Below are 19,971 nucleotides of genomic sequence, written 5' to 3' on the forward strand. Positions count from 1 at the left end.
AAGTGCCGACCCTTTGTCGATGCTTTTCAGAAATTGAAGCTGCTACAACTCCTGCGGCTCCAACACCGCGCGCCGCTCGTTCAGGAAATCGTGCGGATAGCCGAGTCGCACCCGCGATGCTGCGTCGAGACGCTCCTGCTGCCCTTCGTCGAGCATCACCTGCAGAGCGCCGAGGTTGTCTCGAAGCTGTTCCACCGTGCGCGCGCCGATCGACGGCATGAGCCCCCGACGTATGACCCACGCCAAGGCAACCTGCGCGGGGCTGACTCCCAGTTCGGCCGCAATGTCTTGGGCAACGGTTCGGGCCTCCCGACCGGCAGGCGAGAGTCGTTCGGGGTCTCCCTTTCCGGCAAGTAGGCCGCGAGCCAAAGGACTCCAGGCACACAGGGCTAAATCCAATTCGCTCGCCATCGGAAGAAGCTCACGGTCGGGACTTCGTGCCACCAAGGAGTATTCGACCTGCATGGCGCAGTAGGCGCTCCAACCGCGCAACTCGGCGATTGCGTTCGAGCGGGCAACCACCCAGGCCGGAGTATTGGTGATACCGATCGCCAAGACCTTGCCACTGCGGACCAGATCGTCAAGTCCGCGGAGCGTCTCCTCGGCCGGCGTCTGCCGATCCCACGCATGCACCCACAACAAGTCGATGTAGTCGGTGCCGAGGCGTCGCAGACTCTCTTCGACACTGCGACGCAAGCTTTTCCGATGATTTCCACCGGAATTGGGATCACCCGGATGTGTCGGCAGCGTGTACTTGGTACTCACGACAACATCGTCACGCTCGGACGCGATCAGCCGCCCGAGAATCGTCTCGCTCGCACCGTTGGTGTAATTGTTGGCTGTGTCGATGAAATTACCGCCGACGCTGCGGAACTCCTTGTAGATATCCTGACAAATGGACTCGTCGGCTCCGAAGCCCCAGTCCGTTCCGAACGTCATGGCGCCCAGACACATTTCGCTGACTCGTAGTCCGGATCTGCCGAGCACTCGCAGCGGCATGCCTGCACCACTCACGGCTTCAGGCATCGTCGTCCACTACCCAGTTGACGAATCGATGCAACGGGTACATGCCGTCGTGCGGGCTGCCCATACTGCCGGTCAACGCGCTACCGAGCTTCACCACACGCTGAACTCCTGCTGTTGCCAGGCGATCTCGTACCTCGGCCTTGCGGTGTGTCGGGTAAACACCCACGGTCTGTGTTGCCACCGTCGCGAAATGCGCCGCGTCGGCCATCGATGCAATGGGGACGACGTTGACCGTCTTGTTGGTCGGGTGGAAGTCCACCGGTTCCGGTGAGCGGACAACAAGACCACTGCCGTCGTAGCTGCCCCAGATGCGGTAGTCGGGCTCGAGGAATCGCATGCCCTCAACTTCTTCGCGAATATCGCGCGGCGTCTTGGGACCAACGGCCTCGGCAAAGTCGCGGTCGACTCCCAGACGCTCACACAGCAACGCACAGAAGCGATCCACCTGCTCGATGTCACCCTCGACGGCAATGTGACGCGCCGCGAGGCAGGCGTCCTGGTTGAAGATAGTGGCGTCGGACGCTGCCAACTCCGCGACCTCGCGGAGAGTCTCTTCGGACTCGAAGGCTTCACGTCCGATGACGGACATCGAGACCTTGGGGTCGAAGGAGATCAGCTGAAAGCCGGGACCGGCGTACTTCGCGGCGTTCTCGATGGCGGGGCCACCACCCCACGCCACAAGCTTGTCGAAGTACTGGGAGCGGTAGAGCACGCTCTCGACCTTCTCGTCACCGCCGCGCCAGTACACGGCGGACATCGAGCGCAGGATCGGATGATCGGGTTCGATGTCGGACATGGTGCGCAGTACCGCCACGGTGGTGAACGGGTCAGCCGATGGCATCTTGAAGACGTTGACTGCCTTGACAAGCGCCGCGTCTGCGATCGATGTCATAGCGGCGCTCGGCGAGTTTCCGGCAAGCATGTGCACGAGGCGGGGTGGGAATGCCCGGACCCGGCTCACACGACCGTTGGGGTCGGTGCGCTCCACCCATCCGTCGAGGAGGTTGCGATCACCGAAGGTGCGGTCAAGACGGTATTCCAGCGCCTCCCGCGTCAGGAACTGGCCCGGCCGCGCGAAGGTGTTCTCGATGATTCTCCTGGGCAGCGCACTGACCTGAAGGGTCATCTCGAGGGATTCCTGCAGGTACTCGTTTGTCTCTAGCGTGAGATGCTTTGCCGTCTCGACCAGGAAGTCGATGATGTCCGTGACCGGCACGTCGAATGCCGGTCCGGGTTCGGTGCGTGGCACGAACAATCTGTTCAGTTCCAGAGCCGGCGTGACAAACGGAACCCCGAAGTCCCGCGACAGATACTCGGTGTCCTCACCCCAGACGAGCTTGCCTCGGATGAAATGAGGTACACGGATCTTGGACTTACTCGGTGCGAGTGTTGATGACGTAGTCATTGAAGTTTCTCTCAGTCCTCGAGGAATCCGCGGACGTACGCGTCCGTGGTGCCGGCACAGGTGATCTTGTCGTCGTCTGCCAGATCGGAGTAGCGGGTGATGTCTGCGTCAACCGTGGGGCCGGTTCGGCCACAGGAGCAGTCACCGAGTTCGACCGAGATCTTGTCTCCGGTGATCGTTCCGCCCCAACGTCCGTCGACGGTAGTGTCGAAGAACGCGGCGCGGCCTTCCACCTTGCCATCCGACTCGGGTGCAAGCGCTTCGCCGTTCTTGTCGAGAACGAACAGAACCAGCTCCGAAGGAACGTGGTACCGACCCGACGCGCATTTCGGCAAACGAATATTCAACTCTTGCATCGAGTAGTAGTGAAAGAACCGGCTCGGATCGATATTCAGCATTCGAAAGATCTGGTTCTGGTAGTCAGCCGGCAGTGACATGCCCTTGAGCCCGCCGCCCGCAGTCATCGCGTTCTCCCCCGTGATGTCTCCCTCCTTCATTCCGAGTTCTCGCAGAATCTCGGTGAGGCGGAACAGGTTCGGGAACTGAGAATTGAAAAAGATCTTCTCGGTGCGGTGTTCGATGATCTGCTCTGCCCAATGCCGCAGACGGCGTTCGTTTTCCGCCTGGCGCGCGGCGGCTGACGCCTCATGGGTAGCTAGCTCGTCCGGTGCCGCGGTCCCGTCTGCCATTGCCTTACGCATGGCAGACAGACGCGCCATATACGCATAGTGACCGCTTGCCTCCGCGCCCGACGGCCGCTCGATTCCGTCCGGTCGGCCGTACTCCTTGTAGATGAGATCACGCAGGGCGTTGTGTCCACTCAGACCCGTTTCCGGCCCGACCGGGATAACGTGCCACGAGTTGTCGCGATGAATCCCCAAGTCCGTCAGGCAGTCCAGCATGTTCTGCATGGACACTTCGCGATCCTGTACGGACTTGTTGAGGAAGGAACTCTTCCCGCTGGTCCCACTCGAACTCGACACCAGGTGCCCGACAGCTTCGAGGGCATCGATATACCCGTCGACGTCGACGACGTCCGACACGTCCACTCCCTCGACGCGATGCGCCGAAAGCGAATCGAGCCACCGATTAAGCTGCGCCCATTGACCTTTAGCGATCAACGATTCCGGGTAGCTCTTGTACGTGGTATGCGGAAACAGCAGCGGAATCATGTCCTCACGCCGTGCGATTTCGGTGATCCCCTCGTCGTCCGCCCGCTGCTTCAGTACCGGTACCTGCTGACGCAGTTCCTGGAATCGCGCGTCGAGTCGCTCGACAATCTCATCTCGCTGTGTGGTCGTCCCTGACATTGTGCCTCCAGTCGATGTTGCCCCCCGGAATTAACTTTACCCATGGGTTTAGTTTTCTGTCTATAGCTGAGTTCGACTGGCACACTGATGTTCATGACGTCGCACAGGTCCGAACCGGGCGCAGCCGGAGCACGCCGAAGCCGCGGGGGGCGCCCCACTCTCGAGCAAGCCACCGCACTGGATCACGCCATACGTGAAGGCGCCCTCGCCATGTTCCTCGAGCATGGATACGAGGGGACGTCGATGAATGCCATCGCTGCCGCGGCCGGCACTACCAAACCGACGCTGTACACACGATTCCCCACCAAGGAAGCAGTCTTCCGCTCGGTTCTCGGCTGGGCCGTCCAACGCACGGATTGGCCTGTGCCAGAACCACCTGCACCTGATCTCGACAATCTGGAAGTCGCGTTGACCACCATCGCGAGGACGGCACTGAGCCGCGCCCTGAACCCGTCCATGATCAAACTCGAACAGATCGCGATCACCTACGCTGAGCGCTTTCCGGACATCGCTCGTCGAACTCACGGCACGGGATTCTGGCCGCGCAAACAGTTGGTCACAGATCTACTCGTGCGGCATGCCGAGGCCGGCGAGATCGTCGCCGAGGAACCGGACGTACTCGCCGAACTCTTTCTCGGCATGGCGTCCGGCGGTCCGGCCCGCCTGGCCTCGTTCGGAATTGTGCACGACCCCGCAGATCAAGAACGGCATGTTCAGTCCGCGGTAGCACTGTTTCTTCGAAGTCTCAGACCTGATTGAGATCGACTAGGCGGGCGTTATTGTGCGTAAACAGAATTCGGTGATCCGGTCGATATCCGAATCGGTAGGCTGAATCCGCTGCCAGAGGTAGTCGGAAAGCTTTCCGACTGTCGCGTGTGCCGCCAATGTGGCATCGAACTCCGGTGCTGCGCTGCCCAGTTCCGCAAGGGGACCACGCAGCAGGGTCGCCAGTGGACCGCTCGCCGACGGTGGCCCCGAAACTGCGCCGACGCCCGTCCCACCCGCATTCCAGAGCACCGCTCGGGTGGTGGCCGCCGAATCTTCGTCGGCCTGGGACAGGACACCTTCGACCCACCGCCGAATCTTCCCCTCTGGGGTGTTCTCCTTGTCCATCTGATGCGCAACATACGTTGTCAATCGCTCGGAGCCATCCTCCAAGATTGCCGAAACCAGTGCATCTTTCGACTTGAAGTGCCGATAGAAGACATCGTTGGACAGTCCCGCTTGTGCCACGATATCCGCGACGCGAGGGCGGGAGTTCGTTCCCAGTGACCTGATGACCACCAACGCGGCGTCAAGCAATCGGCGAACCTCGCTGGCATACACAGCGCCTCGATCTGCCAAGGCCCGCGCAGCAATTCGGGTTGCCAGATCTTGTGTCGGCTCGGTGGTCGAACCACTCATGTCCATCGGAAGAAGATACCCCGTCACGAACGAGCCGCACTCAGTCCGCCGCTGGTATGCACCGCGGCGCAGATTCCACCGTCGACGAGAATATCTGTTCCGTTGAGGAAGCTGGCGTCATCCGAGAGCAGGAACGACACGACTGCTGCTACTTCGTCAGCAGTACCGGTCCGGGCAAGAGGCGTCTGTGTGACCAGCGCACTCAGGTGCGCGTTGTTCTCGGCTTCTTGTCGGCCTTGAGGGGTGTCGATCAATCCGGGTGACAGCGAGCAGACGCGTGCGCCGACGGCTCCCAATCGCACGGCCTCGTGTTTCACGAAACGCTGAACACCGTATTTCGCCCATGCGTACGCGGCGCCGGTGTGTTCGATCGCGGGCCCGACCGCTTCATAGATCTCGTCCAGAAAGTTATCTCGCAGAGGATCTTCCAGTGCTGCAGCGGTGGCAGCGTCCGGCTCGAGCGACGCCAGTGTCGGCGCCATGGATGCAAAACACACCATTGCCGTGCCAGCCGTGGCGAGCGGGCGCAACGCTTGCGCGAGCAAGGCGGTACCCACAAGATCGACAGAAAAGATTCTGCGCCAGTCGGCCATGGTCGGCGAGATTCCGGCGACATGTGCGACCGACCGCAAGGTTCCGAGTTCACGCACTCGATCGACTAGACGCGCAAGGCCAGCAGGGTCCGTGACATCGAGAACAAACGGTTCTACGACGGCGCGGCCGGTCCCGGAAAGTTCAGCTGCTGCCGCCGCCACGGTTTCCGGGTCCATGTCGACCAGCAACAAACGGTCCACCGAGTCGGTCAGACGCCGCGCGCAGGCAAAACCCATGCCACGTCCCGCGCCGGTCACAATTCCGACAGTAGTCATGACTTCGCACCAACTTCCGCTTGCCGCGCGACCGGTGTCGCCCAACACTGTTCGAGGCCGGTCTTCGCGGTTCTGCTCACGAGTTCGATCCGAAATCCCCAAGGACTACGCTGGAACGAGAAGAACGGTATGCCATCAGACCCGAGACGTGTTGCCTCGGTGACGTATCCGTGACGCGCCAGCTCTGCAGAATCTGCCGCGACGTCGTCGGACCAGTACCCGACATGATGAATGCCTTGCCCTCTACTTGCATCCCACAGAGTCGACTGCGGAACGGCGCGAACGATTTCCACGCGCGGCGCGGTCACCGAATACGCACATCGCAGATCAACGGTGGCGTCGCCGCTCGGCAATGTGACGTTGATCGGGCCACCGACCTCAGGGCCCCATTCGTACCCGAACAGCGACGACAGTTCGTCCCTGGTCTGCTCGAACGTTTCGGTGACGATCCCGAGATGGAAGAGATCCTCGGCCTTCATTCCTCGATCACCTCGATCCGCGGCGCCTGTGACACCCGTGCGCCCAAAACACCCAGAACAAGATTCTTTGGCATGAGAAGAATATTCTCACCCGGACGCGCGGAATGCAAGGAAATCTCGCGATCCCCGCAAAACAACACGCGACCAAGACATTTGCCCGTCCCGACTAGTTGGGCTGGACCGAGTTCACCTTCATACCCCGAGCCATCGCCGTCAGAGCATCTCGCCGAGGAATCGACAGGAGTTGATCGAAAACCGCTTTGTGATGGTCGCTGGGAAACAGCGTCGGCCCGTTGTCGATGTTGTCCAAGGTCAGCGTCACCACCTCGTCCGGCGACATGACATTATTCATCGTGGCCGGGTCGATCCCGCTCCGCCGCAGCGCTTCGGTATCGGTGGCCCCCGGGCAAATCGTCAGTACGTCAATACCTTCCGGCGTCAGCTCACCCCACAGGCCCTCTCCCAAACTGTTCAGGAATGCCTTACTCGACGAATAGGCCGTGGAATACGGGCAACCCAACAATGCTTCGATCGAGCTGGTTACAATGATGCCGCCACGTCCACGCGCTCGCAGGCGCGGAATGAAACCACGGGTCAGCAGCATGGGCGTTGTGCAGTTCACCGTCACCATGTCCGCCAGCTCTGCTGGGTCCATGGCGGAGTGTTCTCCTTTGAACCCGTAACCGGCATTACTCACAACCAGCCCGATATCGAGGCCTGATGTCGCGTCGAGAATCGACGCCGTCGCCGTAACTTCAGCAAGATCTGCAGAGCAGACAGTTACTTCGACGCCGTGCTCGGCTCGCAATCTCGAGGCCAATTCCCCCAGGAGCGATTCCCGGCGCGCAACCAAGACCACATCCAGGCCCATGGCCGCCAACTGTTCGGCAAACGACTGACCGATGCCGGAGGAAGCACCAGTCACCAGCGCTACCGGGCCATATCTGCTGACAAAGTCATTACCGTTCACATGCACTGCTTTCTCACAACAATGCTCCGCCTGTTGATTCGCGTTCACGCGTATCAACAGCCGGAGCATGCGGCTTCTCGATCCTTCCCGCACCGGACTGTGCGCGGGAAGTGGTTCACTAACCGACTGACACGAGGTTCACTCCGTCTGCCGGACACTTGCCGAACAGACTGACCCCACGAAACATTTCGGTCGCGCTGACGGGATCGGGCGAGCTGGATGCGGCAGCGAGGGCGTGGGACTTGAAAACCATTGCAGCGCGGCTTAACTGGTGCGAGCTCGGCCCGAAGTGATGAGCCAGATCGCTCGGGACCTTATCGCCCCACAACGTGACGTCGATAATGCCGCGATCGAGGGTATCGAGAAGTCCTTCACGCACCATCGCATTGGACTCGAACAGATCACCTGCCAGAGCAATCGCTTGCGGGCGCGGCCCGTTGGGCGCGGCCATCACGGAGTCCAAATCCAACGTGGTTGCCCCGAGAATCTGCAACGGCCGGGTGTTCTCGTGCTTTTCGACGATAACCGTGACGTCCCAGCCAGCCATTACCTGGTCGAACATCCACCCGCCTGCATGGCGCACCACGTCGGCAACGCTGGGCGCGAGGACTGCCAGACGGTACCTCAGACTGTGCCGGCGAGCGCGAGCTGTCGAGTCAGCGATTGCGTGTAGTCCTTGAAGATTTCGGTCAGTGGAATCGAACGATCGAGCAGCCATGAGGTCTCCATTCCGTTGAGAAACGCGACAATCTCTACGGCCTTGACGGCCGGGTCAATATCATTGCGGTATTTTCCTGCGCGTTGACCGCGCAGAATACCTGCGGCAATCGTGTCGATTGCCGCACGCTGCCGAGCGAGCAGGCGACCATGCAACGGGGCTTCCGGATCCAAACTCTCGATCAGAAGCACCGAGTACATCCCGATCAAGTGAGGCGAGCGTTCGAACCGCGCACCCACTTGCTCGAGCTGTTCTATGACATCGCCAGTTCGATCAGCATGAGCATCGTCATCTGCATCCCGCGCGTCGAGCACGGCATGCAGTAACTGTTCTTTGGACTCGAAGTGGTGCAAAAGTCCAGCCGACGTCACACCGGCTTCACCGGCGATCTGCGCAAGCGTCGTACTGCGCCACCCGTTTAGTGCAAGTAGTCGCTGAGCAGCGGAAAGGATGAGCTGTTTCCGGTCTTCGCCCTTTGCTAAAAGAGTGGCATACGGGCGCTGCGCGGTCATCGAACTCCTCTGCTCAAAGCAACCTACTGAACACACAGTAGGTTGTTTTCAGCCCTGTGACAAGCGTCTCATCAAAGATGAAGTTGTGCAACAGGACACAGCTAATGTGCCGCTTTTCGGTCGCCGCGCGCGCAAAGACCCCTAAATCGCTTACAACCCGAGGGACTTCGCGATTATCACCTTCATAACCTCGCTCGTACCTGCATAAATACGTGCCACCCGGGCATCTGTGTACAGCCTCGCGATCGGATACTCCATCATGTAGCCGTAACCACCGAAAAGCTGAAGGCATCGGTCGACCACGCGCGCTTGCATTTCGGTGCAGAACAACTTGACCCGTGCTGCATCAGCACCCGACAACTCGCCGTCGACCAGATCGAGAACCGCCCGATCGATCATCGTCTGCCCGGCCTCGATCTCCGCCGACATAGCCGCCAATTCGAACTTCGTATTCTGGAACGACGCAACCGGTGTCCCGAAAGCCTTGCGCTCCTTGACGTACTCGATAGTTGCCGTCACCGCGGCCCGAGCCTGAGCCACCGAACCGACAGCAACAGTCATCCGCTCCTGCGGAAGATTGCGACCGAGGTAGCCGAACGCGGCGCCTTCGTCGCCCAATCTGTTCGCAGCAGGCACTCGCACATTGTCGAACGACAACTCGACTGTGTCCTGAACCTTGCAGCCCATCTTGTCGAGGACACGCCCGCGGGTGAACCCGGGCATTCCATCCTCCACGACCAGCAGTGAAAGACCGGCGCGTCGATTCTCCGGATCCGTCGACGTGCGCGCGACAACGATCACGAGATCAGCGAGCAAGCCGCCGGTGATGAATGTCTTGGCACCGTTGATCACGTACTCGTCCCCGTCGCGCACCGCAGTGGTGCGTACGCCCGCAAGATCGGAACCGGTACCCGGTTCGGTCATCGCGATCGCCGAGAGAAGTGTTCCTGCCGCCAACCCGGGGAACCAACGTGATCGCTGTTCCTCGTTAGCGTAGGCAAGGAAATACGGAAGGATCACATCGAGTTGTGTGCGGACCGTGCTCAACGTGACCAGCGCGCGCGCCGACTCCTCCTGCAAGATGACGTTGTACCGATAGTCGGGCATCCCTGCTCCCCCGTACTCCTCGGGGATTGCGGTACCGAGCAGCCCCAACGAGCCGAGTTGTTCGAAAGTTGCCCGCGGCATCTGGCCGGCCTTTTCCCACGACGGGTACTCGGGGACAACGTGCTTCTCGATGAAATCGCGGGCGAGCTTACGGAATGACTCGTGATCGGGAGTGAACACTTCTCTGCGCATTTTGTATCTTCCTCACACAGCCAGTTCGACGAGCGTGGCGTTCGCGGTGCCGCCACCCTCACACATTGTTTGCAATCCGTACTGAATTCCGTTGTAGCGCATGTGATGAATCATTCGAGTCATCAGAACCGCTCCGGAACCACCGAGCGGATGTCCGAGCGCGATCGCGCCGCCGAGGGGGTTGACCAATGCCGGATCCGCACCGGTTTCCGCAAGCCACGCCAGTGGCACCGACGCGAAGGCTTCGTTGACCTCGAACACTCCGACCTCGTTCAGGTCGACTCGAGCCTTCTTCAAGACCTTGTCCGTCGCCGGAATCGGACCGGTGAGCATGAGCACCGGATCGGAACCGGTCACAGCGCCTGCGCAGTAGCGAACAATCGGCGTCAGTCCGAGCTGACGTGCCCGCTCCGGCGTCGTCACCAACAGTGCTGCGGCGCCGTCGGAAATCTGCGACGAGTTGCCCGCGTGAATGACTCCGTCATCTGCGAATGCGGGCTTCAACTTCGCGAGAGTCTCCACCGAGGTTCCGCGGCGAATACCTTCGTCAGCCGAGACGACTCCGGAATCGGTTGTCACCGAGACGATCTGGCTCTCGAAGGCGCCGTCGTCCTGGGCTGCGGCGGCGCGCTCGTGTGAAAGCGCGGAGAACTCGTCGAGATGGGTACGCGTGAGAGCCCACTTCTGTGCGATGGCCTCGGCCGACAATCCCTGATTGAACGAGAAATTGTCGTAGCGTTCGAAGACTTTGGGGCCATACGGCTGCCCGGACGCCTTGGCGGCGCCCAGCGGAACCCGACTCATGACTTCGACGCCGCCCGCGACAACAACATCCTGCTGACCCGACATGACGGCCTGCACCGCAAAATCAAGTGCCTGCTGGCTCGAACCGCACGCCCGGTTGACCGTCGTGCCCGGGATGGACTCGGGCCATCCGGCTGCGAGTACCGAGTAGCGGCCGATATTGCTCGACTGGTCACCGACCTGGGAGACGCAACCCCAGATCACGTCGTCGACGATCCCAGGATCAATTCCGGTGCGCTCGGCCAGGGCGGCGAGGACCACTGCGGACAAGTCCGCCGGATGTACGCTCGACAACCCGCCGTTGCGCTTCCCCACCGGAGTCCGAACTGCTTCGGCGATTACAACTTCACGCATGTCTCTCCACTCTCCGAACTGATTCTGTTCAACTACCGATTCGCGGCACGGCCCAGCGGCCGGCAAATCGTGGTTCACGTTTCTCCGCAAATGCGGCGTACGCCTCCGGTGCGTCGGAGGTACCGAAATTCATTGCCTGCGCGCGTGCCTCGTTGGCGAGCGCATCCCGCATCGTGCGGTCGGCGCCTTCGTTCAACAACGATTTACTCTGTGCCAGCGCGATAGGTGGTCCTGACGCCAATCGCTGTGCCAGGTCGCGGGCATATCTGTCGATCTCCGATTTCGGCACAACCCAGGTCACCAGGCCAAGAGCCTCGGCTTCCTCGGCGCCGATGGTCTCGGCGAGCAATACCAGGCGTTTGGCCTGTTGTAGACCGACAAGTTTTGGCAGCAGCCATGATCCGCCGAGGTCCAATGACAACCCTCGCTTGGAGAAGATCTGCGAAAACGTCGATTCGGGTGTGGCCACCACCAGGTCGCACCCGAGCGCCAGATTCCACCCTGCACCGACGGCCACTCCGGACACCTTGGCGACGGTCGGTATCGGCAGTTCGTGGAGCAGCAGGGCAACATCGGTGAGGACACGCAACTTGTGCATGGGGTGGATGTCGGCGATTTCCGACAGATCCGCACCCGAACAGAACGAGCCGCCGGCCCCCTCGATGACCAACGCCCGGACGTCGCGGTTGGTCTCGAGAGATACCAGCGAATCACGCAGCGCTGCCCATAATTCCGGGTTGATCGCATTCTTACGGTGCGGGCGGTTGAGCGTCAGTGTCCGAACGCCGTCGCGGTCGTCGCTCAGCAGGACGGGGCCGGGCGCCACCGATGTGTTTTTCTCGTGCGCCATCAGCAGTACGCCGGTCCGATTGCGCCGTCGCCGCGCAACGCCGCGATGTCGTCTCCGGTGAAACCGAAGTCCGCGAGCACACGATCCGTGTGCTGCCCGAGTCCCGGTACCGCCCCCATCGGCGGCTCGAAGCCCGCAATGATCGGCGGTGGCAGCAGTGCCTCGATCGGGCCGGCAGATGTATCGACCTGCCGCCAGCGGTCACGAGCACTCAGTTGTGGGTGCTCGAGCACTTCGCTGGGGAGGTTGTAGCGAGAGTTTCCGATTCCAGCAGCGTCGGCAGTCTTCTGAATGTGCTCGAGATCGTGTCGACCACACCATGATTCGATCGCCTCGTCGAGAACCTCCCGATGACGAACCCTCCCGGAGTTGCCGGCAAACCGCGTGTCGTCCGCCAGGTCGGGACGCTCCAGTATCTCGCGGGCAAGTCGCTGCCATTCACGGTCGTTGGTCGTGCCGAGTACAACCGTCTGCCCGTCTCGGGTCCCGTACGAACCGTACGGTGACACTGCAGGCGAACTCATCCCCAATGGTTGCTGATCGATCCCCGAGTACTTCGTGTACGTGAGCGGGTAGCCCATCAACTCCGTCATGGTGTCGAACAGACTCACCGACACCGACGACAGTTCGCCGCCGTTTCCACGCCCCTTACCGCACAGCAGCGCCAGGATCGACAGCGCCGCATACAGTCCCGAGGAGATATCGGCGACGGGCGGTCCGGGTTTTGCTGGCTCGCCCGGGCGTCCGGTGACGGCACATGCACCGGACTCTGCCTGGACGAGAAGGTCGTACGCCCGCTTGTGCGACAGCGGACCGCCGGCGCCGTAGCCGTCGATTTCCACCGTGATCAAATCCGGATGCCGTTCGGCCAGATCACTCGCCGACAGACGAAGTCGTGCCATCGCGCCCGGCGCCAAGTTCGACACCAACACGTGAGCCTTGTCCAACAGCCTGTGCATGGTTTCGATCCCGGCCTCGGACTTCAAGTTCAAGGTGACTGATTCCTTACCGCGGTTGGCCCAGACAAAATGTGCGGCAAGACCATTCACGACATCGTCGTAGTCTCGCGCAAAATCGCCACCCTGCGGATTCTCGACCTTGATCACGCGGGCGCCGAAATCCGCCAACGTACGCGTACACATCGGAGCGGACACAGCTTGCTCCAACGTCACCACGGTAATTCCCGCGAGAGGCCCCCCTGATGTAGCAGAGGAGCCCGCGGCAGGCTCCGAACCCGACATCACATCACCATGCCACCATCCACCGGCAGCACCTGCCCGGTGACGAAGGAAGAAGCATTCGACGCCAGGAACACAAAGGCACCCGCGATTTCCTCGGGCTCCGCCCAGCGGCGCAACGGGATTCGCGTCATCATGTTCGCGGCGAACTTCTCGTCGGTGCGGATAGTCTCGGTCATCGGCGTGGCCGCCAAAGGAGCAAGCGCGTTGACCAGGATGTTCTTGCGCGCCAGTTCCCGAGCCAAAGACTTGGTCAGGCCGATGATCCCGGCCTTCGCGGCCGAATAGTTCACCTGGCCGAGCGTTCCGGTGATTCCGGCCGAGGACGTCACGTTGATGATTCGCCCTGTCCCGTCGGTAGCCAGGAACGGCAAAGCTGCCTGCGAGCAATGGAATGCGCCGAGCAGGTGGATGTCGAGCATCCGCTGGAACGAATCCTGCGCAAGATCCTTGAACATCGCGGGCGCGGTCACGCCGGCATTGTTCACCAGGATGTGCAGCTTCCCCTCGGTGAAACCGGCGGCGCGTGCCACCGCGGCGTCGGCGGCTGCACGGTCCCTGACGTCGAGCGCAAAACTGTCCGCCTTGCCACCCGCCGCCGTAATACGTTCTGCAACAGCAGCTGCCGCGTCACCGTCGACGTCGGTGACCAGCACGGTCGCTCCAGCCGTCGCAAACGCCCGCGCAACGGCGGAGCCGATACCGCCGGCCGCGCCGGTGACCAGTGCTGATCGTCCCGTCAAGTCGAACATCGGATTGGTTGCGGTCATCAGTAGCTCCTCGGCATTCCCAAAGTATGTGATCCCAGATAGTTCAAAATCATTTCCTGACTGATGGGTGCAATCCGCATCAGTCGGGCCTCACGGAAGTAGCGGGCGACGTGGTATTCCTCGGAATAGCCCATCCCACCGTGAGTTTGCAGTGCTCGGTCCGCAGCGGCAAAACCTGCTTCGGCACACAGATACTTGGCCGTGTTGGCTTCGCGACCACACTGATTCCCCTGGTCGTACAACCAGGTTGCCTTGCGCAGCACCAGCTCTGCGGCATCAAGATGGGCAAGCGCGTCCGCAAGCGGAAACTGAATGCCCTGATTCATGCCGATCGGCCGACCGAATACCTCACGCTCGTTGGCGTACTTCACTGCTTTCTCGAGTGCCACCCGGCCGATACCGAGCGCCTCGGACGCGATGAGCATGCGTTCCGGATTCAGGCCGTCGAGGAGGTACGAGAACCCCTTACCTTCCTCACCAACCCTGTCCTCGACGGGAATCCGAAGATTGTCGATGAACAATTCGTTGGACGTGACGGCGTTTCGACCCATTTTCGCAATCGGCCGGATGTCGACACAACTGCGGTCCAGATCGGTCAGGAACAACGTCATTCCGTCGGTTTTCTTCTTGACGTCGTCATAACGCTCAGTACGGGTCAGAAGCAGAATCTTCTCGGATTCAAGTGCTTTCGAGATCCACACCTTACGCCCGTTGACCACATAGTGGTCTCCGTCGCGCTTGGCGAAGGTCGAGATTCGAGACGTATCCAGACCGGCCCCAGGTTCCGTCACTCCGAAGCAGACATGCAGGTCACCTGACGCGATACGCGGCAGTGTTCGCGCTTTGAGTTCATCGGATCCGTGGACCACCACCGGATGCATGCCGAAGATGGACAGGTGAATCGAACTGGCGGCGTTCATGCCGCCGCCGGACCTGGCCACCTCTTCGAGAAGTATTGTGGCTTCGGTGATTCCGAGCCCGTGACCGCCGTATTCCTCGGGGATGGTCATTCCCAGCCAACCGCCCTCGGCGATGGCGTTGTAGAACTCGACGGGGAACTCGTGCGCCCGGTCCTTCTCCATCCAGTACTGATCGTCGAACTTCTTCACCAGTTCAGCGACCGACTTGCGGATCAATTCCTGATCCTCGGTCAGTTCGAAATTCATACCGCCGGACACAATCGACTCCTCTGCTGTGCATCACCTGAAGGCTCGTCGGTGCGGCGCCCGGTTACCCGAACTCCCGCACCGACTTTCGTTGCTGTCTACGTGTTCAATCGGAGGCGGGGAGCGCGTTGGCAGCCTTGAGGGTCATGGCAACGCCGTCGCAGCTCAGTTCACCTACTCCGGACGACGTGCACAGCACTTCGAGGCTCTGATCGGCGTCTACATAGCGTTTCCCGATGAGCGTGACCGCGTCGGTGACTGTTGAGGCGGCCGCCTGCCCCGGCGCAGCGGGAACCATTGGGCTACCCCCACAGGCGATTACCGGGTTTCCGGCTGCAGGTGCGCGGACGACGATCACCCGCGTGGTGCACACGGAACTGGCGAGCTGGCCTCCCGGCCGCAAAGGTATTGGTGCGGTCATGGTGAACCTCCCTTTTCGATAGGTCGATCGCCGAGCAGGGCCGAACCTGTGGGCGTCAAGTGTCGACGCGAAGAAATCAGGCCGAGCCGACAGGTACTCGTCGGTGGATCGTCCAAATTGACGACTTCCTAGGAAATTATATTCTCCATACTAGAGAATCAAGCTCTCTTTGACTATTCGCAGGAGGAAAAATGTCAGGACAGCGTCGTGGAACCGCCATCGCCATGACAGAGGAGGAACGCCATACGTTCCTCTCCGCGCAGCCGATCTGCCGAGTGGCGACCGTCGGACAGAGCGGAAGACCGCACGTCAGCGCCCTGTGGTTCGTCTGGGACGGAACCTCGATCTGGCTCAATTCACTCACCCGGAGCAGACGGTGGACCGATCTCGAACTCGATCCCCGGGTAAGCGTCATCGTCGACGAGGGAGATACGGACTTCCTCGGCCTACGCGGCGTTGAGCTGGAGGGAAAGGTGCGACAAGTAGGCGAAATACCTCGCCACGGGGAACCGGACGACGCCTTGATCACCCCCGAGCGCCTGTTTGCCGACAAGTACATCGGCAAGGACGGGAACTTCAGTTACGACGGCCGGCACGGCTGGCTCCAACTCGTTCCGGAGAACATCGTGAGCTGGGATTTCTCCAAACTCCGGCGATAGCGGTTGACTACCGACATTCGCGTATGGCAGTCTGAATTTCGTTGTTGAGAATCGCATTCTCATTCGAGAGAGTGCATCCTTCAGAAATCTGTACCAGCCGAACCAGCCGCAGCGCACAGCCAAATCACGCTTCGGCATCGCGGCGGAACACGAACATGAGAACGAGAGGTAGACCGTGCCACACTTCGCCAAACCGGCCGCGGGAAGCTGGACCGAACAGTATCCCCACCTCGGCACCGCACCCGTCGACTACACCGACTCCATCGACCCCGAACACTACGAAGCCGAACGCGAAGCAATCTTCAAACGCACCTGGCTCAACGTCGGACGCGTCGAACGAGTCCCCCGCACCGGCAGCTACTTCACCAAAGAACTCGCCGCCGTCAACACCTCCCTGATCATCGTCAAGGGCGCCGACGGAACCATCCGCGCATTCCACAACGTCTGCCGCCACCGCGGAAACAAGCTGGTATGGAACGAAATCCCCGGCGACGAAACCTCAGGCACCTGCCGCCAGTTCACCTGCAAATACCACGCCTGGCGCTACGACCTCGACGGCAAACTCTCCTTCATCCAACAAGAAGGCGAATTCTTCGACGTCGACAAGCAGGACTACGGACTCGTCGAAGTCACCTGCGAAACCTGGCAAGGCTTCATCTTCGTCAACCTCAACCCCCAGCAAAGCCTCGAGGAATACCTCGGCCCCATGCTCAAGGGCGTCGAAGGCTACCCCTTCCACGAAATGACCGAGGTCTACAGCTACCGCGCCGAAATCGGCAGCAACTGGAAACTCTTCATCGACGCATTCGCCGAGTTCTACCACGCCCCCATCCTGCACCAGAAGCAGGCAACCAAGGCCGAAGCAGACAAACTCGCCGCCACCGGCTTCGAAGCACTCCACTACGAACTCGACGGACCCCACTCCCTCATCTCCTCATGGGGCGGAATGGCACCGCCGAAAGACCTCAACATGGTCAAGCCCATCGAACGCGCACTGCGCAGCGGACTCTTCGGCCCCTGGGACCGCCCCGACATCGAAGGCCTCGACCCCCTACCCCCCACACTCAACCCCGCACGCCACGCAGCCTGGGGCGAAGACAGCTTCACCATCTTCCCCAACTTCATGCTCCTCATCTGGGCACCAGGCTGGTACCTCACCTACCACTACTGGCCCACCGCAGTCGACAAACACATCTTCGAAGCCAGCCTCTACTTCGTACCCCCCAAGAACACCCGCGAACGACTCGCACACGAACTCGCCGCAGTCACCTTCAAGGAATACGCACTCCAAGACGCGAACACCCTCGAAGCCTCACAAACAATGATGGCCACCCGCACCGTCACCGAATTCCCCCTCTGCGACCAAGAACTCCTCATCCGCCACCTTCACCACACCGCACGAACACACGTCAAGGAGCACCGCGATGCCACTACCAACTGACTTCGCCGACCTCGAACGCTTCGCCGACTGGATCCTCCCCACCGAAGGCGAACGCTACGCAAAACGCCTCGCCTCCACCATGCCCGAAATGCAAGACTTCTACGACGCCGCCTTCAACCGACTCGAAGACGCCATCACCTACTGCGACAAATTCCCCCTCGACGACCTACCCGACGACGCACGAGCACTCGTACACCTCATGCAATCCTTCGTCATGGTCACCTTCCCCATCGAAGTCTGGAAACAACCCCGCGTCCCCGACAGCGGCGCAGCCTACGTAGCCGTCACCGTCGAACCCGTCGTCTGACCCGATCTACCGATCGTCTAGACACGGATTCGCGCGAAAGCTCTTGGGAAGCAAGAAAACTGTACAGACCGTAGCGTCCGGCATGCACATCTTCACGCATGCCGGGCGTTGCGGTCTTTTCATTTTCGCCCGCACTGCCCGAGATATCGAAATATGTTGCACCACAATGCACAATTACGGACAAAGTCTTGGCATCACTGCCTAGGATACGAATACTCTTGTAACAGAATGCAATTCTTGACAATTGACGGCGCGCTGGGAAGCATCGGAAGCGCCGCCACTATAGAAGGACATCCGCATGGCACTCTTTCCCAAACCTGCCGAAGGAAGCTGGACCCAGCACTATCCGGACGTCGGAACCGGGCCGGTGTCCTATCAGGACTGCATTTCGCCCGAATTCTACGAAGCCGAACGCGAAGCAGTGTTCAAGCAGGCGTGGCTCAATGTCGGGCGCGTCGAGGACGTCGCCGACAAAGGCCGCTATTTCACCAAGGAAATCGAGGTCGCCAATACCTCGCTCATCATCGTGCGCGATCTGGAGGGGCAGGTTCGCGCCTTCCACAACATCTGCCGTCACCGCGGAAACAAGTTGGTGTGGAACGACATTCCTAGTGCGGAGACCAGCGGCTCGTGCCGCGCCTTCACCTGCAAGTACCACGCGTGGCGCTACTCGCTCGACGGGTCGCTGACGTTTGTGCAGCAGGAGGGCGAGTTTTTCGACTTGAACAAGGCCGATTACGGACTGGTCCCGGTGCATTGCGATGTCTGGGCCGGGTTCATCTTCGTCAATCTCGCCAAGGAACCGGCCACCACTCTTACCGAATTCCTCGGTTCGATGATCACGGATCTGGCGGGGTATCCGTTCGAGGAGATGCCCGAGCGCTACGATTTCAGCGCCGACATCGACTGCAACTGGAAGGTCTTCCTGGACGCATTCCAGGAGTACTACCACGTCCCGTCGCTGCATACCCAGGAAGCAACCCCCGACGCCAGGCCCCAGATGATGAAGGGTTTCGAGGCGCCGCACTATCAACTCGACGGGCCCCATCGAATGGTGTCCACGTCCAGCGTTCCGCGTCGACTGTGGCCGGCCAATTTCCAGTACCCGATCGAAATGGAAACGCGCAGCGGCTTGTTCGGCCCGTGGAACGAACCCGATCTCGGGGGCGAGCTGTCCGGAACCAACCCGGGACGCATCAAGGCCTGGGCGGCCGACAACTTCCAGATCTTCCCCAACCTGGAGATCCTGATCTGGGCGAGCGGGTGGTACCTCGTCTACCGCTACTGGCCTACGTCGCACAACACGCACCGGTTCGAGGGCACCCTCTTCTTCCCACCGGCCAAAACCGCCAGCGACCGCGCTGCGCAGGAATGCTCCGTCGTCATGTTCAAGGAGTTCGCTCTGCAGGACGCCGGCACCCTCGTCGGAACTCAACAGGGTCTCGACGCTCTGGGCGACTCGAGCGACTTCCCACTCAACGACCAGGAACTCCTCGTCCGGCATTTCCACAAGTCCGTTGCCGACTGGGTCGCGAATTACCAAGGCTCCGGGGTGAATGCATGACGAACATCAATCCTCTTCTTCCTCAGCAATTCTCGGAACTCGAGGGTTTTGCCGCCGTGTGGAGTCTCGAAACGGAGGCTGAACGCTGGAATATGCGGATGACGAGCAGCATGGCAACGATGCAGGCGTTCTACGACGCCGGTTTCCCCGTCCTTCAAGACGCTCTTGCCTACTGCGACAAGTTTCCGCTCGACGATCTCCCCGACGACGCGCGCAATCTGCTCCGCCTGGTGCACTCCGTCATCATGGTCGCGATGTGCGTCGAAATCTGGCATCAGCCCAGGGTCGTAGACGGCGGCGACGCGGTCCTGAACCGTCTCACCGAACCATCCTTCTGAAAATGTCCCACTGTTCGAAATGACCCACTGACTCAGGTGAGCAGCCCCTCGCCTCAAGAATCGAGAC

22 protein-coding genes are annotated in these 19,971 nt (G+C 60.7%); 6 read left to right on the forward strand and 16 right to left on the reverse strand.

What is annotated here, in order from left to right; translation table 11 throughout:
* Positions 1-42: 42 nt before the first annotated feature.
* Genes C7T36_RS08725 through C7T36_RS08735 form a run of 3 tightly spaced genes read right to left on the reverse strand, consistent with a single transcriptional unit; the run spans position 43 to position 3,741 of the window.
* Positions 43-1,026 (reverse strand): aldo/keto reductase, encoded by a 984-nt coding sequence (locus C7T36_RS08725; RefSeq protein WP_084702450.1) that lies wholly within the window; start codon positions 1,024-1,026, stop codon positions 43-45.
* The gene (locus C7T36_RS08730) at positions 1,019-2,431 is read right to left on the reverse strand and encodes an acyl-CoA reductase (RefSeq protein WP_033231782.1); all 1,413 of its coding nucleotides are present in this window, start codon (positions 2,429-2,431) and stop codon (positions 1,019-1,021) included. The genes C7T36_RS08725 and C7T36_RS08730 overlap by 8 nt, the downstream gene beginning before the upstream one ends.
* An 11-nt stretch (positions 2,432-2,442) precedes the next feature.
* Entirely contained in the window at positions 2,443-3,741 is a 1,299-nt protein-coding gene (locus tag C7T36_RS08735) for a hypothetical protein (RefSeq protein ID WP_033231783.1), read from the reverse strand.
* Between the two features lie 93 nt (positions 3,742-3,834).
* Between C7T36_RS08735 and C7T36_RS08740 the strand changes: the two genes are divergently transcribed.
* Entirely contained in the window at positions 3,835-4,500 is a 666-nt protein-coding gene (locus tag C7T36_RS08740; protein ID WP_033231872.1) for a TetR/AcrR family transcriptional regulator, read from the forward strand.
* A gap of 6 nt (positions 4,501-4,506) precedes the next feature.
* On the opposite strand, the gene C7T36_RS08745 is transcribed toward C7T36_RS08740, so the two are convergent.
* The 13 genes from C7T36_RS08745 to C7T36_RS08805 form a co-directional block, all read right to left on the reverse strand.
* Positions 4,507-5,151, reverse strand: coding sequence for a TetR/AcrR family transcriptional regulator (locus tag C7T36_RS08745; protein WP_052683470.1), 645 nt, complete (start codon positions 5,149-5,151; stop codon positions 4,507-4,509).
* 17 nt (positions 5,152-5,168) lie between these two features.
* Positions 5,169-6,014 (reverse strand): SDR family oxidoreductase, encoded by an 846-nt coding sequence (locus C7T36_RS08750; protein WP_045064741.1) that lies wholly within the window; start codon positions 6,012-6,014, stop codon positions 5,169-5,171.
* Complete coding sequence (locus C7T36_RS08755) at positions 6,011-6,493, reverse strand: VOC family protein (RefSeq protein ID WP_033231785.1); 483 nt, start codon at positions 6,491-6,493, stop codon at positions 6,011-6,013. The genes C7T36_RS08750 and C7T36_RS08755 overlap by 4 nt, the downstream gene beginning before the upstream one ends.
* A gap of 166 nt (positions 6,494-6,659) precedes the next feature.
* Positions 6,660-7,463: an SDR family oxidoreductase gene (locus tag C7T36_RS08760; protein WP_052683471.1), complete on the reverse strand. Its 804-nt coding sequence runs from the start codon at positions 7,461-7,463 to the stop codon at positions 6,660-6,662.
* A gap of 118 nt (positions 7,464-7,581) precedes the next feature.
* Entirely contained in the window at positions 7,582-8,049 is a 468-nt protein-coding gene (locus C7T36_RS08765) for a hypothetical protein (protein WP_308811197.1), read from the reverse strand.
* A gap of 38 nt (positions 8,050-8,087) precedes the next feature.
* Positions 8,088-8,693, reverse strand: coding sequence for a TetR/AcrR family transcriptional regulator (locus C7T36_RS08770; RefSeq protein WP_045064744.1), 606 nt, complete (start codon positions 8,691-8,693; stop codon positions 8,088-8,090).
* Between the two features lie 150 nt (positions 8,694-8,843).
* The gene (locus tag C7T36_RS08775) at positions 8,844-9,992 is read right to left on the reverse strand and encodes an acyl-CoA dehydrogenase family protein (RefSeq protein ID WP_045064746.1); all 1,149 of its coding nucleotides are present in this window, start codon (positions 9,990-9,992) and stop codon (positions 8,844-8,846) included.
* 12 nt (positions 9,993-10,004) lie between these two features.
* Entirely contained in the window at positions 10,005-11,150 is a 1,146-nt protein-coding gene (locus tag C7T36_RS08780) for a thiolase family protein (RefSeq protein WP_033231788.1), read from the reverse strand.
* Between the two features lie 28 nt (positions 11,151-11,178).
* Positions 11,179-12,000: an enoyl-CoA hydratase/isomerase family protein gene (locus C7T36_RS08785; RefSeq protein WP_045064748.1), complete on the reverse strand. Its 822-nt coding sequence runs from the start codon at positions 11,998-12,000 to the stop codon at positions 11,179-11,181.
* Complete coding sequence (locus tag C7T36_RS08790) at positions 12,000-13,241, reverse strand: CaiB/BaiF CoA-transferase family protein (protein WP_045064751.1); 1,242 nt, start codon at positions 13,239-13,241, stop codon at positions 12,000-12,002. The genes C7T36_RS08785 and C7T36_RS08790 overlap by 1 nt, the downstream gene beginning before the upstream one ends.
* Entirely contained in the window at positions 13,241-14,008 is a 768-nt protein-coding gene (locus C7T36_RS08795; RefSeq protein WP_033231789.1) for an SDR family NAD(P)-dependent oxidoreductase, read from the reverse strand. Before C7T36_RS08795 ends, C7T36_RS08790 begins: the two co-directional genes overlap by 1 nt.
* Positions 14,008-15,174, reverse strand: coding sequence for an acyl-CoA dehydrogenase family protein (locus C7T36_RS08800; RefSeq protein WP_033231878.1), 1,167 nt, complete (start codon positions 15,172-15,174; stop codon positions 14,008-14,010). Before C7T36_RS08800 ends, C7T36_RS08795 begins: the two co-directional genes overlap by 1 nt.
* 106 nt (positions 15,175-15,280) lie before the next feature.
* Positions 15,281-15,595 (reverse strand): hypothetical protein, encoded by a 315-nt coding sequence (locus C7T36_RS08805; protein ID WP_033231790.1) that lies wholly within the window; start codon positions 15,593-15,595, stop codon positions 15,281-15,283.
* A gap of 191 nt (positions 15,596-15,786) precedes the next feature.
* On the opposite strand from C7T36_RS08805, the gene C7T36_RS08810 reads away from it, so the two are divergent.
* The 5 genes from C7T36_RS08810 (at position 15,787) to C7T36_RS08830 (ending at position 19,904) form a co-directional block, all read left to right on the forward strand.
* Positions 15,787-16,254, forward strand: a complete 468-nt coding sequence (locus C7T36_RS08810; protein WP_045064753.1) for a pyridoxamine 5'-phosphate oxidase family protein — start codon at positions 15,787-15,789, stop codon at positions 16,252-16,254.
* 175 nt (positions 16,255-16,429) lie between these two features.
* The gene (locus C7T36_RS08815) at positions 16,430-17,695 is read left to right on the forward strand and encodes an aromatic ring-hydroxylating dioxygenase subunit alpha (protein ID WP_033237420.1); all 1,266 of its coding nucleotides are present in this window, start codon (positions 16,430-16,432) and stop codon (positions 17,693-17,695) included.
* Entirely contained in the window at positions 17,679-18,002 is a 324-nt protein-coding gene (locus C7T36_RS08820; protein ID WP_033237421.1) for a hypothetical protein, read from the forward strand. Before C7T36_RS08815 ends, C7T36_RS08820 begins: the two co-directional genes overlap by 17 nt.
* A 298-nt stretch (positions 18,003-18,300) precedes the next feature.
* The gene (locus C7T36_RS08825; protein WP_045064758.1) at positions 18,301-19,566 is read left to right on the forward strand and encodes an aromatic ring-hydroxylating dioxygenase subunit alpha; all 1,266 of its coding nucleotides are present in this window, start codon (positions 18,301-18,303) and stop codon (positions 19,564-19,566) included.
* The gene (locus C7T36_RS08830) at positions 19,563-19,904 is read left to right on the forward strand and encodes a hypothetical protein (RefSeq protein ID WP_045064761.1); all 342 of its coding nucleotides are present in this window, start codon (positions 19,563-19,565) and stop codon (positions 19,902-19,904) included. Before C7T36_RS08825 ends, C7T36_RS08830 begins: the two co-directional genes overlap by 4 nt.
* Positions 19,905-19,971 lie beyond the last annotated feature (67 nt).

Origin of the sequence: Rhodococcus sp. AD45-ID, assembly GCF_003023755.1 — a bacterium.
In the GTDB taxonomy this organism is placed as follows: Bacteria; Actinomycetota; Actinomycetes; order Mycobacteriales; family Mycobacteriaceae; genus Rhodococcus_F; species Rhodococcus_F globerula.